Origin of the sequence: Pseudomonas sp. p50(2008) (genome assembly GCF_015351605.1) — a bacterium.
In the GTDB taxonomy this organism is placed as follows: Bacteria; Pseudomonadota; Gammaproteobacteria; order Pseudomonadales; family Pseudomonadaceae; genus Aquipseudomonas.
On the sequence record NZ_JACMYF010000001.1, the window covers coordinates 397604 to 411255 of the forward strand.

At 59.5% G+C, this 13652-nt stretch carries 10 protein-coding genes and 1 tRNA gene; 6 read left to right on the forward strand and 5 right to left on the reverse strand.

Annotated elements, in window-relative coordinates:
• Nucleotides 1-165 precede the first annotated feature (165 nt).
• Nucleotides 166-1647 carry a glutamate--tRNA ligase gene (gene gltX, locus H7698_RS01850; RefSeq protein WP_162439737.1) on the reverse strand — a complete coding sequence of 494 codons (1482 nt, stop codon included), beginning with the start codon at nucleotides 1645-1647 and terminating at the stop codon, nucleotides 166-168.
• 220 nt (nucleotides 1648-1867) lie between these two features.
• Here gltX and H7698_RS01855 point away from each other — a divergent pair, with 220 nt between their 5' ends.
• Both H7698_RS01855 and H7698_RS01860 read left to right on the forward strand, forming a co-directional pair.
• On the forward strand, nucleotides 1868-2917 hold the full coding sequence (locus H7698_RS01855; RefSeq protein ID WP_162439738.1) for an HlyD family secretion protein: 1050 nt from the start codon (nucleotides 1868-1870) through the stop codon (nucleotides 2915-2917).
• Nucleotides 2907-4457, forward strand: a complete 1551-nt coding sequence (locus tag H7698_RS01860; protein ID WP_194690385.1) for an MDR family MFS transporter — start codon at nucleotides 2907-2909, stop codon at nucleotides 4455-4457. Before H7698_RS01855 ends, H7698_RS01860 begins: the two co-directional genes overlap by 11 nt.
• Nucleotides 4458-4589: 132 nt before the next feature.
• Here H7698_RS01860 and uvrB read toward each other — a convergent pair whose 3' ends face one another.
• A complete protein-coding gene (gene uvrB, locus H7698_RS01865) occupies nucleotides 4590-6605 on the reverse strand; it encodes an excinuclease ABC subunit UvrB (RefSeq protein ID WP_162439740.1) in 2016 nt (671 codons plus the stop codon).
• A 351-nt stretch (nucleotides 6606-6956) separates the two neighbouring features.
• Between uvrB and H7698_RS01870 the strand changes: the two genes are divergently transcribed.
• Both H7698_RS01870 and H7698_RS01875 read left to right on the forward strand, forming a co-directional pair.
• Complete coding sequence (locus H7698_RS01870; RefSeq protein ID WP_194690386.1) at nucleotides 6957-8153, forward strand: amino acid aminotransferase; 1197 nt, start codon at nucleotides 6957-6959, stop codon at nucleotides 8151-8153.
• A gap of 234 nt (nucleotides 8154-8387) precedes the next feature.
• A complete protein-coding gene (locus H7698_RS01875) occupies nucleotides 8388-8588 on the forward strand; it encodes a hypothetical protein (RefSeq protein WP_194690387.1) in 201 nt (66 codons plus the stop codon).
• Here H7698_RS01875 and H7698_RS01880 read toward each other — a convergent pair.
• Complete coding sequence (locus H7698_RS01880; protein ID WP_194690388.1) at nucleotides 8585-8815, reverse strand: hypothetical protein; 231 nt, start codon at nucleotides 8813-8815, stop codon at nucleotides 8585-8587. The two genes, H7698_RS01875 and H7698_RS01880, sit on opposite strands and share 4 nt — an antisense overlap.
• A gap of 227 nt (nucleotides 8816-9042) precedes the next feature.
• Here H7698_RS01880 and H7698_RS01885 point away from each other — a divergent pair.
• Nucleotides 9043-9118, forward strand: a tRNA-Asn gene (locus tag H7698_RS01885).
• 219 nt (nucleotides 9119-9337) lie between these two features.
• On the opposite strand, the gene H7698_RS01890 is transcribed toward H7698_RS01885, so the two are convergent.
• Nucleotides 9338-10585 (reverse strand): benzoate/H(+) symporter BenE family transporter, encoded by a 1248-nt coding sequence (locus tag H7698_RS01890; protein WP_194690389.1) that lies wholly within the window; start codon nucleotides 10583-10585, stop codon nucleotides 9338-9340.
• A 301-nt stretch (nucleotides 10586-10886) separates the two neighbouring features.
• On the opposite strand from H7698_RS01890, the gene pdxR reads away from it, so the two are divergent.
• Nucleotides 10887-12389 carry a MocR-like pyridoxine biosynthesis transcription factor PdxR gene (pdxR, locus tag H7698_RS01895; protein WP_162439745.1) on the forward strand — a complete coding sequence of 501 codons (1503 nt, stop codon included), beginning with the start codon at nucleotides 10887-10889 and terminating at the stop codon, nucleotides 12387-12389.
• Between the two features lie 267 nt (nucleotides 12390-12656).
• On the opposite strand, the gene H7698_RS01900 is transcribed toward pdxR, so the two are convergent.
• On the reverse strand, nucleotides 12657-13652 hold the full coding sequence (locus H7698_RS01900) for an AraC family transcriptional regulator (protein WP_194690390.1): 996 nt from the start codon (nucleotides 13650-13652) through the stop codon (nucleotides 12657-12659).

Here is a 13652-nt window from a genome sequence, read left to right on the forward strand (position 1 = left end):
CGCAGGCTGCGTTCGAGTGCGTAGCACTCGCTCCACCGGACGCCTTGCCCTTTCAGGCAGATTACGTGGCGGCCATCAAGGACTGCTTCGCAGCCCAACGCAGCCTTCGGCAGCTGCTACAGGTGAACGTCATCAATGACGGGTGAGCGTCAAGGATTAGGTAGGTCAGGCGATGTTGCCCAAGAGTTTTTCCCACTCTTTGTTTTCTTTCTTCGACACACCACCGAGCAAGTCGATCGCCTGGCGCAGACGGAAACGAGTCAGGTCCGGCCCAAGAATCTCCATCGCATCCAGCACCGAGACCGAACTGGCCTGGCCCGTGATCGAGGCGAACATCAGCGGCATGGCGTCACGCAGCTTCAGTTCCAGGGATTCGACCACCGCCTGAATCGTCGCGGTGATGCTGTCCTTCTCCCACTGCCGCAGGCTCTCAAGCTTCCACAGGATCAACTGCATCAGCTGACGCACCTGATCGCTCGACAGCTTCTTCGATTCAAACAGCTTCGCATCCGGGTTCACGCCGCCAGCGAAGAAGAAGCCGGCCAGCGGTGCGACCTGGCTGAACGTTTCAACCCGGCCCTGTACGTGCGGTGCGATCTTCATCATGTATTCAGGATTCAGTGCCCAGGTCTGCAGGCGCGAAGCAAACTCTTCCACCGGCAGATCACGCAACCACTGGCCGTTGAGCCAGGACAGTTTCTCGATGTCGAAAATCGGCCCGCCCAGGGAAACGCGCTTCAGGTCGAAGTTGTCGACCATTTCCTGCAGCGAGAACTTCTCGCGCTCGTCCGGCATCGACCAGCCCATGCGCCCCAGGTAGTTCAGCATCGCTTCCGGCATGAAGCCCATGCGCTCGTAGAACGTCACCGAGGTCGGGTTTTTGCGCTTGGACAGCTTGCTCTTGTCCGGGTTACGCAGCAGCGGCATGTAGCACAGCTCTGGTTGTTCCCAGCCGAAGTACTCGTAAAGCAGGATCAGTTTCGGCGCCGATGGCAGCCACTCTTCACCGCGCAGCACGTGGGTGATGCCCATCAAGTGGTCATCGACCACGTTGGCCAGGAAGTACGTCGGCAGGCCGTCGGTCTTCATCAGTACTTGCATGTCCATGCGATCCCACGGGATCTCGACGTCGCCACGCAGCATGTCCGGAACCACGCAAACGCCTTCACTCGGCACTTTCATGCGGATCACATGAGGTTCGCCAGCGGCCAGGCGGCGCGCGACTTCCTCAGCAGACAGCAGCAGCGCACGGCCGTCGTAGCGCGGGGTTTCGCCACGCGCCATCTGCTCGGCGCGCATCTGGTCCAGTTCTTCGGCGGTGCAGAAACACGGGAACGCGTGGCCCATTTCGACCAGCTGCTGGCAATACTTCTGATAGATCTCGCCACGCTCGCTTTGACGATAAGGACCGTGCGGGCCGCCCACGTCCGGACCTTCGCTCCAGTCGATACCCAACCAGCGCAGGGCGTCGAAAATCTGTTGTTCGGACTCGCGGGTCGAACGCAATTGATCGGTGTCTTCAATCCGCAGGATGAACTCACCGCCATGCTGCTTGGCAAAGCAATAGTTGAACAAAGCGATGTAAGCGGTACCTACGTGGGGATCCCCGGTAGGCGATGGCGCGATGCGAGTGCGGACGGTGGTCATGGCAAGTCTCGAAATGAAGATAAAACAAAGGGCGAATGGTAACAGGCGACAGCGGCCCGGCTCCAGTCAGCAGGGCATTTAAGCCAAGGTTGCGCCTGCAAAGTGCTGATTGCCCGGTGAATGGCCAAATATCAGCCAACGGCATTTACCGTTTATCGGCTGTATGCGAGATTCACCGGCTGATAACTTTCCTTACAATTTCTCGACTACAGTCTGCCCCATGCCTGCCCAACTCAAGCGTCGCCTGTTTATTTTCCTGTTGATCGTCCTGTTGATCGCCGGGGGCTTCTTTGCCCATTGGTTCTTCAAGGGGCGGTTTTACGAAAGCACCGACAACGCCTATGTGCAGGGCGAGATCACCCGCGTCTCGAGCCAGCTGGGGGCGCGTATCGATGAGGTGCTGGTGCATGACAACCAGCACGTGGAGAAAGGCCAGTTGCTGATCAAGCTTGAAGGCGATGATTTCCACCTCGCCGTCGATAGGGCCAATGCCACCCTGGCCACTCGCCAGGCCGAACGTCTGCAAGCCCAGAGCAAACTCACTCAACAAGCCAGCCAGATCGCAGCCAGCGACGCACAGGTCGCCTCCAGCCAGGCCAGCCTCAGCCGCTCGCAGATCGATTTATCCCGCGCCGAAACCTTGCGCAAACCCGGCTATGTATCGGAAGAACGGGTCACCACCCTCTCCGCCGACAATCACATTGCGCGCTCGCAAGTGACCAAGGCCCAGGCGGATGCGCAAAGTCAGCGCCAGCAAGTCAACGCCCTGAGCGCAGAAATCAAGCGCCTGGACGCCATGATCGCCAACGCCAAAACCGACCTGGCCCAGGCCGAACTGAACCTCACTCGCAGCGAAATCCACGCGCCCATCAGCGGCCTGATCGGCCAACGCGCTGCGCGCAATGGCCAATACGTGCAGGCTGGCGCCTATCTGCTGTCGATCGTGCCGGATCAAGACATCTGGATTCAGGCCAACTTCAAGGAAACCCAGATCGGGCACATGCAGCCCGGCCAGAAAGCCGAACTGACGTTCGACGCCTACAGCGACACCCCGATCGAAGCCCGGGTCGACAGCCTGTTCGCCGCCTCGGGCGCACAGTTCAGCCTGCTGCCGCCGGACAATGCGACCGGCAACTTCACCAAAGTCGTACAACGGATTCCGGTAAAACTGACCTTCGCCGCGGACAATCCGCTGCACGGCAAGATTCGCCCGGGCATGTCGGTCACCGCCAAAGTGAACATCAAAGACGCCCCTGACGATGGCCGGTGATCAACTGATCCGCCCGGTCGGCGAACCGACCCGCCGGGACTGGATCGCCGTCATGAGTGTGATGCTCGGCGCCTTCATGGCCGTGCTCGATATCCAGATCACCAACTCGTCGCTCAAGGATATTCAAGGCGCACTGTCGGCCACGCTCGAAGAAGGCTCGTGGATTTCCACCTCCTACCTGGTCGCGGAAATCATCATGATCCCGCTGACTGCCTGGCTGGTGCAGTTGCTCTCGGCACGCCGGCTGGCGGTGTGGGTTTCGCTGGGATTTCTCGTGGCCTCGCTGCTCTGCTCGATGGCCTGGAGCCTGGAAAGCATGATCGTCTTCCGCGCCCTGCAAGGCTTCACGGGCGGCGCACTGATCCCGCTGGCGTTTACCCTGACGCTGATCAAGCTCCCCGAACACCACCGCGCGAAAGGCATGGCGATGTTTGCCATGACCGCCACGTTTGCACCTTCAATCGGCCCGACGCTGGGCGGCTGGCTGACTGAAAACTGGGGCTGGGAATACATCTTCTACATCAACATCCCACCGGGCCTGATCATGATTGCCGGCCTGATGTATGGCCTGGAGAAGAAGGAAGCACACTGGGAACTGCTCAAAAGCACGGACTACATGGGCATTCTCACCCTGGGTGTCGGCCTCGGCTGCTTGCAGGTTTTTCTGGAGGAAGGCCATCGCAAGGACTGGCTGGAATCGAGCCTGATCGTTTCCCTGGGCAGCATTGCGCTGATCAGCCTGATCACCTTTGTGATCGTGCAAGTGTCAAAACCCAATCCGCTGATCAACCTCGGCATCTTGCGCAATCGCAACTTCGGCCTGTCGAGCATTTCCAGCCTGGGGATGGGCGTCGGGCTGTACGGTTCGATTTACCTGCTGCCGTTGTACCTGGCGCAGATCCAGAACTACAACGCCTTGCAGATTGGCGAAGTGATCATGTGGATGGGCGTTCCGCAGCTGTTCCTGATTCCGCTGGTGCCCAAGCTGATGAAGTACATCTCGCCCAAGTGGCTGTGCACCCTGGGCTTCGGGCTGTTCGGGCTGGCGAGTTTTTCGTCTGGGGTGCTGAACCCGGATTTTGCCGGGCCGCAGTTCAATCAAATCCAGATTATTCGCGCGCTGGGCCAGCCGTTGATCATGGTCACCATTTCGTTGATCGCCACCGCCTACATCCTGCCCCAGGATGCGGGGTCGGCATCGAGCCTGTTCAATATCCTGCGTAACCTGGGCGGCGCGATTGGCATCGCCCTCCTCGCCACGCTGCTGGACGCGCGAACGAAGACGTATTTTGATTATTTACGCGAGGCGCTGGTGCCCACTAACCCGCAGGTGGCCGAGCGAATGGCGTCGATGGCGGACAGGTTCGGCAGTGAAACGGCGGCGCTGGGCAAGCTGAGCGAGATCGCCCATCAACAGGCGTCGATCATGGCGTACAACGATGCGTTTCATTTTGTGGGGATTGCGCTGGGGATCAGCATGATCGCGGTATTGCTGACCAAGAAATTGCCGGTGGGGTTGAAGGCTGGCGAGGCTCATTGAAACCGGGTTGCCCCCATCGCGAGCAGGTTCACTCCTACAGGTTTTTCGGGTATTCACGCGATCGTGAACGTTGCGAAGCCCATTGTAGGAGTGAGCCTGCTCGCGATGAGGCCAGCCCAGGCACCGCGAATATCAAACAGCAATCAACCGATCCCGCAACTTGGTGATTTCATCGCGCATCTGCGCCGCAGCCTCAAACTCCAGATCACGCGCAAGCTGATACATCTTCTCTTCCAGGGCCTTGATGCGCTTGGCCACTTCGCCCGGCGAGCGCAGTTCGGCTTCGTACTTGGCACTTTCCTCGGCAGCCTTGGCCATGCCTTTGCGCTTCTTGCTGCGCGAACCCGGCACGGTGGCGCCTTCCATGATGTCGGCAACGTCCTTGAACACACCCTTGGGCGTGATGCCGTTGGCCAGGTTGAACGCGATCTGCTTGTCGCGCCGGCGTTCGGTTTCGCCAATCGCGCGCTCCATCGAACCGGTGATCCGGTCCGCATACAGAATCGCCCGGCCATTGAGGTTACGCGCCGCGCGCCCAATGGTCTGGATCAACGAACGCTCGGAGCGCAGGAAGCCTTCCTTGTCCGCATCGAGGATCGCCACCAGCGAGACCTCTGGCATGTCCAGGCCTTCACGCAGCAGGTTGATCCCCACCAACACATCGAAGGTGCCCAGGCGCAGATCGCGAATGATTTCGACCCGCTCCACGGTGTCGATGTCCGAGTGCAGGTAGCGCACCCGCACACCATGATCCGCCAGGTAATCGGTCAGGTCTTCGGACATGCGCTTGGTCAACGTCGTCACCAGCACTCGCTCTTCGAGGGCCACACGCTTGGTGATTTCCGACAGCAGGTCGTCGACCTGAGTCAACGCCGGACGGATCTCGATTTGCGGATCCACCAGGCCGGTCGGACGCACCAATTGCTCGACAACGCGCCCGGCGTGCTCCGCCTCATAGTTACCCGGCGTGGCGGAAACGAAGATGGTTTGCGGGCTGATGTTTTCGAACTCATCGAAACGCATCGGCCGGTTATCCAGCGCCGACGGCAGGCGGAAGCCGTACTCCACCAGGGTTTCTTTGCGGGAGCGGTCGCCCTTATACATCGCGCCCACCTGCGGCACGCTGACGTGGGATTCGTCGATCACCAGCAAGGCGTCGGCCGGCAGGTAATCAAACAAGGTAGGCGGCGCCTGGCCGGACTCACGGCCGGAGAGGTAGCGCGAGTAGTTTTCGATGCCGTTGCAGTAGCCCAGTTCGAGGATCATCTCCAGGTCGAAACGGGTGCGCTGCTCCAGCCGCTGCGCTTCCACCAGCTTATTGTTGGAACGCAGATAGTCCAGCCGCTCCTGCAACTCGACCTTGATCCCTTCGATGGCGCCGAGCAGGGTTTCTCGCGGTGTCACGTAGTGGCTTTTCGGATAAAACGTGAAGCGCGGCAGTTTGCGGATCACTTCACCCGTCAACGGATCGAAAGCTGACAGGCTCTCGACCTCGTCATCGAACAGCTCGATGCGAATGGCTTCGAAATCGGATTCCGCCGGGTGAATATCGATCACATCACCGCGCACCCGGAAGGTCGCTCGGGCAAATTCCATGTCGTTGCGGGTGTATTGCAGGTCCGCCAGGCGACGCAGCAAGGCACGCTGATCGAGCTTGTCGCCACGATCCACGTGCAAGACCATCTTCAGATAGGTTTCCGGGCTCCCCAGGCCGTAGATGCACGACACCGTGGTGACGATGATCGCGTCCTTGCGCTCCAGCAACGCTTTGGTCGCGGACAGTCGCATCTGTTCGATGTGGTCGTTGATCGAGGCGTCTTTCTCGATGAAGGTATCCGAGGACGGCACATAGGCTTCAGGCTGATAGTAGTCGTAGTAGGAAACGAAATACTCGACGGCGTTATTGGGGAAGAACGCCTTGAACTCGCCATACAGCTGCGCGGCCAGTGTCTTGTTCGGCGCCAGCACCAGGGTTGGACGCTGAACCTGAGCGATGACGTTGGCGATGCTGAAGGTCTTGCCCGAGCCGGTCACACCGAGCAACGTCTGGTGCGCCAGCCCGGCTTCGATGCCCTCGACCATCAGGCGGATGGCTTCCGGCTGATCGCCGGCGGGCTCGAAGCGGGTGACTAGCTGAAATTCAGACATGCATACCTCATGGTTCTCGGAGCAAAGAGTCGCGCCAGTCCGGTCAAACCGGCAGCAACGAGAAAGGCCGCAAACGACTGACGCCGCCCGAGGAAAAAACTTGATTGTGGTCAATGTGGAGTCGATTGCCCGCGCTTTCAAGGCAAAAGTCCTACATCCCTTGAAGTCTTTGACGCGGCCATTCGACTAACGGTCGAAAAATATTCCAAAAAACTTACCCGAAAAGCCGATTCGTCTGTCGCCTTCAATCGCCGATGGCCTCTATACTAGCTCCCCGTTTGTGCACCGCTCTAGTGCATTCGGCTGGAGCGCGACACGTCCCTCCACTCTCCATTCAGAGCCGCCGCAAAAATGAGCCTGTTCTCCGCTGTCGAAATGGCACCACGCGATCCAATCCTGGGCCTCAACGAAGCATTCAACGCCGATACCCGTACCAATAAGGTCAACCTGGGGGTGGGTGTTTACTGCAACGAGGAGGGGCGAATTCCACTCCTGCGCGCCGTTGTCGAAGCCGAGACGATTCGCGTCGCTCAACACGCTTCCCGTGGCTACTTGCCGATCGACGGTATCGCCGCCTACGACCAGGCCGTGCAAAAACTGCTGTTTGGCAATGACTCGCCGCTGATCGCTTCCGGCCGCGTCCTCACCACCCAGGCTGTTGGTGGTACCGGCGCACTGAAAATCGGTGCCGACTTCCTCAAGCAGTTGCTGCCGAACGCTGTCGTGGCAATCAGCGACCCGAGCTGGGAAAACCACCGCGCTCTGTTTGAAACCGCCGGTTTCCCGGTGCAGAACTATCGCTACTACGACGCGGCAACACACGACGTCAACCGTACGGGCCTGCTGGAAGACCTGAACGCCCTGCCGTCCGGTTCGATCGTTGTGCTGCACGCTTGCTGCCACAACCCGACCGGCGTTGACCTGAGCCCGGCAGACTGGAAAAACGTCCTGGAAGTGGTGAAAGCCAAAGGTCACGTGCCGTTCCTCGACATGGCGTATCAAGGTTTTGGCGATGGCATCGACGAAGACGCCGCCGCCGTACGCCTGTTCGCGGATTCGGGCCTGACCTTCTTTGTCTCGAGCTCGTTCTCCAAATCCTTCTCGCTGTACGGCGAGCGCGTTGGCGCCCTGTCGATCGTCAGCGAATCGAAAGAAGAAAGCGCGCGCGTGCTGTCGCAAGTCAAACGTGTGATCCGCACCAACTACTCCAACCCGCCGACCCACGGCGCAAGCATTGTTGCTGCCGTGCTGAACAGCCCGGAATTGCGTGCGAAATGGGAAGAAGAACTGGCTGAAATGCGCCTTCGCATTCGCGGCATGCGCACCCAGATGGTCGACCTGCTGGCAAAAAACGCCCCGCAGCGTGACTTCAGCTTCGTGGGTCGTCAGCGCGGCATGTTCTCCTACTCCGGCCTGACGGTTGAGCAAGTCACCCGTCTGCGCAACGAGTTCGGGATCTACGCCCTGGACACCGGCCGTATCTGCGTGGCTGCACTGAACCAGAGCAACATCGATGTGGTGACCAAGGCCATCGTTGCGGTGATCTGAGTCATTTTGTAGTACGAAAAACGGGAAGCCATCTGGCTTCCCGTTTTTTATTTGTCAGAGATAATTCTCAAAGCAGTGGCGCCGCCCTCTAAACTCCACACGAATCAGCTGGGAACGAGCGTCTGTGGCGAAGAGCTCCCTCGCCACACAAGCTCCCCTGCCACAAAAGCGCTCGCCACGCGGGCTCGCTTCCACAGGTTTTGAGTACACCCGAGATTTCTTATGAGAGCCGATATGAAAAACGACGACCTACGCGCAGACCGTGACGAACTGGACCATTTCGTCCCTCGCACCCCGGCCAAACGTGGCAATAACCTTGTGATGCAAGTGGCCGCTGGCGTATTTCTCGGCGGCCTCGCCTTATGGCTGGTGCAACTGGCCGCCACGATGCTCTACGCCAAACTGATGCTGGGCACCTTTACCTTTGGCGGTTAAGCCAGTTCGGCTGCACGCTGGCTGGCGGCATCGTCATAGGCAACATAGAGCGATTCAGCGACCTGGCTTTTGATCGCCTTGGTGCTTTCCAGACCGAGGACGAAGCCTTCAGCCTTACCGCCCGCCCGATTCAATTCGTCAGCCGTGCTGGCCTGAGTGATTGCATCGAACAGTTTCTCGGCGTGCGGGCCGACACCTTTTGGCAGGCTGATCTGAGCGATAGTCATGCGTTCACCTCGGTAGTTTGAGGCGTTAGGACTGAGTGATTCATGGCGCGTACCTTTTCGGCGAATGGCCGGCAGCGCGTGTAACCACTTCCGGGCGGCCATGGTAGACCTCTGAGCCAATTCTGGTAACCGCCAATGACCGATAAACCACCGCCCGTCCCGATGAATCCATCAAGTTAGCAACAGATGCTTGACTTCTCTTTTTGAATCAGTAACATACACGCCATTCCGCGATAGCTCAGTTGGTAGAGCAAGTGACTGTTAATCACTGGGTCCCTGGTTCGAGTCCAGGTCGTGGAGCCAGACAAGGTTCCAGAGAAGGCTACTAAAATCTCTGAACCCCCCGAAAAACCCGCCTTCTGGCGGGTTTTTTCGTTTTGGCGTTCCGTCGGATTCCGGTGGATGCCACTGCAGCCAGATTGCGCCGAAAGTCCTCAACGCTGTTGGCCTGCGGGTAGCGGCCGTGGCACTCGTGCAGGGTCAGGGTTTCGACTTCGGAGACCTCTTCAATAAGGGCTTGCGTCAGTTGGGAGCTCCTTTACGGGTGACAGGCTCGGCAGCAGGATTGAAGACCGGCTCGCGACGCGGCAAACGGCCGTTGAGTACGGCGTAAGCCACCAGACCAATCAGCAGCCCCCAGAACGCCCCACCGATCCCGAACAAAGTGATGTTGGCGGCAGCAGCCAGGAAGGTAATCAGCGAGGCTTCGCGGGATTTTGCATCGACCATTGCACTGGCCAGGCTGCCGCCGATGGTGCCCAGCAGGGCGAGCCCGGCCAGAGTCGTGATGAAGGATGCCGGGAAAGCCATGAACACCGCAGCGAGGGTCACGCCGAAGACCCCTACGAGGATATAGAAGACGCCCGCAGCAATGCCGGCGATCCAGCGCTTGGAGGGTTCTTCATGGGCCTCCTTGCCGGTGCAGATGGCTGCTGTAATCGCCGCGATGTTGAACGCGTGAGAACCAAAGGGCGCCATGAGCAAGGAGCCCAACCCGGTGAGGGTCACGATCGGATTGGTACTGGTGCTGAACCCATCGTTACGCAGTACCAGCATGCCAGGCATGTACTGACCGGTCAGGGTGATCAGAAACAGCGGCAGCGCGACACTGAGCAAAGCATTGAGCGAGAACTCAGGCACGGTGAATACTGGTGCCGCGAGTTGCAGCCCCAGCCCCGACAAATCGACACGCCCCTGAATCAGCAGGAAGGCCAGCCCCAATGCCAGAATGCCCACCACCGCGTAGCGTGCGGTAAATCGTTTGAGCAGGATGTAGGCAACAATCAGCAACCCGACCAGCATCGGGTCAATGCTCATGCCGCCAAAAGCACCGATGCCAAACTGCAGCAGGATACCGGCCAGCAGCCCTGCGGCCACACCCGGCGGGATCAGTCGGATGACTTTTTCGAAGTAGCCGGACAAGCCCAGCAGCACGAAGGCAGCGGCCGAGATCATGTACGCGCCCACCGCCTCGGCATAGGGCGTGGTGGCCAGGGCGACGACCAGGAATGCCGCTGCGGGTGTCGACCAGGCGGTGATGATCGGCTCGCGAGAAACCCAACTGAGGAACAGCCCGGTAACGCCCACGCCAATCGACACGGACCACACCCACGAAGCTGTCAACTCAGGGCTCAGCCCAGCTACCTTGGCTGCCTGGAAGACCAGAATGAAGGTGCCGCCATAGTTGACAATGACCGAGATCAGACCGGCGACAATCGGATGAATGAGATCGCTGAGGCGAACAGATGACTTGGATGTTGACGAAGGCATGGCTTTACTTGCTCCTTGCAAAGCGAGGTACTTGGCCTCGACTGGAAAGTGATTTATAGCGCTGAAGTGGCCCGTTTGACCCATACACTTTTGCGCATGAAACCAGACCGCTTGTCGGACCTGCGGCGGTCCCTGCCTGGCCATGCGCGCGTGCCCGCAGGTCTTGTTAGGCCTGATAGGCAAGTTCCATGAACACCACCAAGCGTTGGATCGCCGAGCACAAAGGCAATAGCGATGGATAGAGTCTACGGGTAGACTGGCCTGCCTTTGCAGGCCAATTTGTTCACATAAGGCAGACCGCATGGCGAAAACCTTCGAGCTCGAAACGCTGAAAATGCGACTCAACGACGCCGAGTTTCAGCTGCTGGATCTACACCAGCGGATTCAGCGTGCCCTGCGTGCACTGATCCTCGACGGTGCCCTTGACTCTGGCCTGAAGCTGCCGGCAACCCGGGTCCTGGCCAAGACGCTCGGCGTTGCCCGCGACACGGTCGAGAACGCCTACGTGCAATTGCACCGTGATGGCTTCATCGTGCGGCGCGAGGGCTCGGGCAGTTATGTATCCGAGACGGTGGGCACTGAATTGCGCGGGGCTGCGCGCCGGCGCCTGAAATTGCAAGACACCAAACGCAGCGAGGCGGCGCCAGGACCGGGCTTGAGCCGGCGCGGCCGGATGATTTTCGACAGTGGTGGAGTTACCGATCAACAGGTGATCAAGGCCTTTGCCACAGGGCTGCCGGAAACCCGCACCTTCCCCACCGATGTCTGGGAACGCCTGCAACGCCAGGTCATGAAGGACTACCGGGGCAATGTTCTGCTGCACGGAGACCCGCAAGGCGCCGAGCCTCTGCGCAAGGCCATCGCCACCTACTTGAACCTCGAACGCGGGGCCAAATGCTCCCCCGACCAGATTCTGGTGTTGAGCAGTACTCGCCAAGCCCTGTTCCTGTGTGCCCAGTTGCTAGTGGACGCCGGCAAACCGATCCTGCTGGAAAACCCGGGCTACTACGGCGCCAAGAAGGCCTTTGAAACGGCCGAGACCAAGGTCGTGCCCATTGACGTCGATGCCCTGGGCATACGTACGGATCTGCTGCAGGCAGACCGCAGCGGCGCCAATTGCGTCTATGTCACGCCTTCGCATCAATACCCCACCGGAGCGACCTTACCGCTGGAACGCCGACTCGAACTGATCAATTGGGCGGCCGAACATGGCAAGTGGATCATCGAAGACGACTACGACAGCGAGTTCCACTATGAAGGGCTGCCGACCGCGTGCGTGCAGGGCCTGGACAAATACCAGCGCACGATCTACCTCGGCACCTTCAGCAAGACGCTCTATCCGGGGTTGCGGATGGGCTACATGGTGCTGCCTTTCGAGCTGGTCAAAGCCTTCACCTACGCGCGCAGCATCATGGATGGCCACACGCCACAGATCCTTCAACTAACCCTGGCGCGCTTCATGGAGGACGGCCACTACAACTCCCATGTCCGGGCCATGCGCAAACTCTACGCCGGACGCCGTGCAATCATGCTCAATGCCATTGACAAGCACCTGGACGGTATTGCCACGGCCTTATGCCCTCAAGGCGGGCTGCAGATTCCCTGCCTGCTGGCCGATGGCTGGTCGGAGGAAAAGACCATCCGCCAAGCTGCCAGCGCGGGCGTGCAACTGCCCGGCCTCAGCCGGCTGTACGCGGGCGCGGAGAAGAAACAAGGTTGGCTATTGGGGTATTCGTCCTTGAACGCCCATGAAATCGAAGCGGCCATGCTGCGCCTGGCCAATGCGCTGAAGGACAACAAATAGCTGGCCAGGCTGCAGAACACCGTGTCCTTTTCTGCGCAACGTTTCCGGAACAAACACGTTTCAGGCGCTGCCACGTGCCTACGATGAAGGCCACGCGGTAACGCTTGAACAGGCATATGGGTGAGCAGCGTTTCACATTCGTCGTGTCGCAAGATGCGGGCATTTTTCTTATGCGTATTTTCAGCGTTTGACCGGGACAGATTGCGTTTTCACACAACCTGTCCTGCCGGTTTTTTTTGTTTCTGATGATCTAGATCTAGAACCGGCTCACGCTTGTGACTTCGCCGTTTGCTTGGGCAACTCTCCAAAACGCTGCCGATAATAATTGGCAAACCGCCCCACGTGCCCAAAGCCAAATTCAAGCGCTACCTCAGTCACGCTGGCGTGTGGCCTGGCCAGCAAATACTCCCGAGCGGCTTGAAGGCGCAACCCACGCAAGCGGTCCATCGGACTTTGGCCGTACTCGCGCTGGCACAAGGTATTCAAACTGCGAATGCTCATGCCCACGGCTGTCGCCAGTTCAGCCAGGCTGATGCCCTGGGCAAGGTGCTCGCGCATACAGGCGTCGATTTTATGCAAATGCCGGGTAGGCTGCCGCAGCGAAGGCGACGTTTGCTGGGCAACCCCGCAATGGCTGAGCAGAAACAGCGGCAGGCTTTGCTCCAAATGCTGTAACCAGCGCGAAGGCGTTGTGCTCGCCGGGCCCTCGGGCAGGTGTTCCAGCAATTCGCTGACCAGACGAAACCAGCGCATTGCCAGCGGCCGTTGCAGGCGGCTGACCGGCGCCAGGGTGAATCCCGAAGGCAAGTCATCGGCCAGCGCCTGCTGGCTCTCGTCGAGTAATGCCCGTGGCAGTTTGAGGATCAGTTGCTCGCAGCCCTCCTCCCACACTACTCGGGCCTGCTCACGCGGCGACAGAATCGCCACTTCTCCAGGACTGACGCTAAAACCCATGCCGTCAGACTCCAGGGTGGCGCTGCCGCGCAGTGGCATCTGCACCAACACGAAATCTTCGAAAGGCTGCGGGCGGATTTCAACCTGGCCGCCGTAGCGCAGCGCATACAGTTCGCAGCTGGCGACCTTGCCGCGATAGAACGCCGTATCGACACCGCCTCGCGGCCAATCCAGCTCATGTTCCACCAGCGCTTGCCCCATCAACCGCTGGGTTTCCTGCGCCGAGCGGCTGGTGAAGACCGGCTCGCGGCACATCAGCGACAAGTTCAGGCCGACGCTGTTGGCGGTGGCCGCGTGAAAAGTCGTCAT

Excerpts from the sequence above, each read along its gene's own strand:
- gltX (WP_162439737.1), bottom strand. The coding sequence starts at position 1,647 with ATGACCACCGTCCGCACTCGCATCGCGCCATCGCCTACCGGGGATCCC.
- H7698_RS01855 (WP_162439738.1), top strand. The coding sequence starts at position 1,868 with ATGCCTGCCCAACTCAAGCGTCGCCTGTTTATTTTCCTGTTGATCGTC.
- H7698_RS01860 (WP_194690385.1), top strand. The coding sequence starts at position 2,907 with ATGGCCGGTGATCAACTGATCCGCCCGGTCGGCGAACCGACCCGCCGG.
- uvrB (WP_162439740.1), bottom strand. The coding sequence starts at position 6,605 with ATGTCTGAATTTCAGCTAGTCACCCGCTTCGAGCCCGCCGGCGATCAG.
- H7698_RS01870 (WP_194690386.1), top strand. The coding sequence starts at position 6,957 with ATGAGCCTGTTCTCCGCTGTCGAAATGGCACCACGCGATCCAATCCTG.
- H7698_RS01875 (WP_194690387.1), top strand. The coding sequence starts at position 8,388 with ATGAAAAACGACGACCTACGCGCAGACCGTGACGAACTGGACCATTTC.
- H7698_RS01880 (WP_194690388.1), bottom strand. The coding sequence starts at position 8,815 with ATGACTATCGCTCAGATCAGCCTGCCAAAAGGTGTCGGCCCGCACGCC.
- H7698_RS01890 (WP_194690389.1), bottom strand. The coding sequence starts at position 10,585 with ATGCCTTCGTCAACATCCAAGTCATCTGTTCGCCTCAGCGATCTCATT.
- pdxR (WP_162439745.1), top strand. The coding sequence starts at position 10,887 with ATGGCGAAAACCTTCGAGCTCGAAACGCTGAAAATGCGACTCAACGAC.
- H7698_RS01900 (WP_194690390.1), bottom strand. The coding sequence starts at position 13,652 with ATGACGACTTTTCACGCGGCCACCGCCAACAGCGTCGGCCTGAACTTG.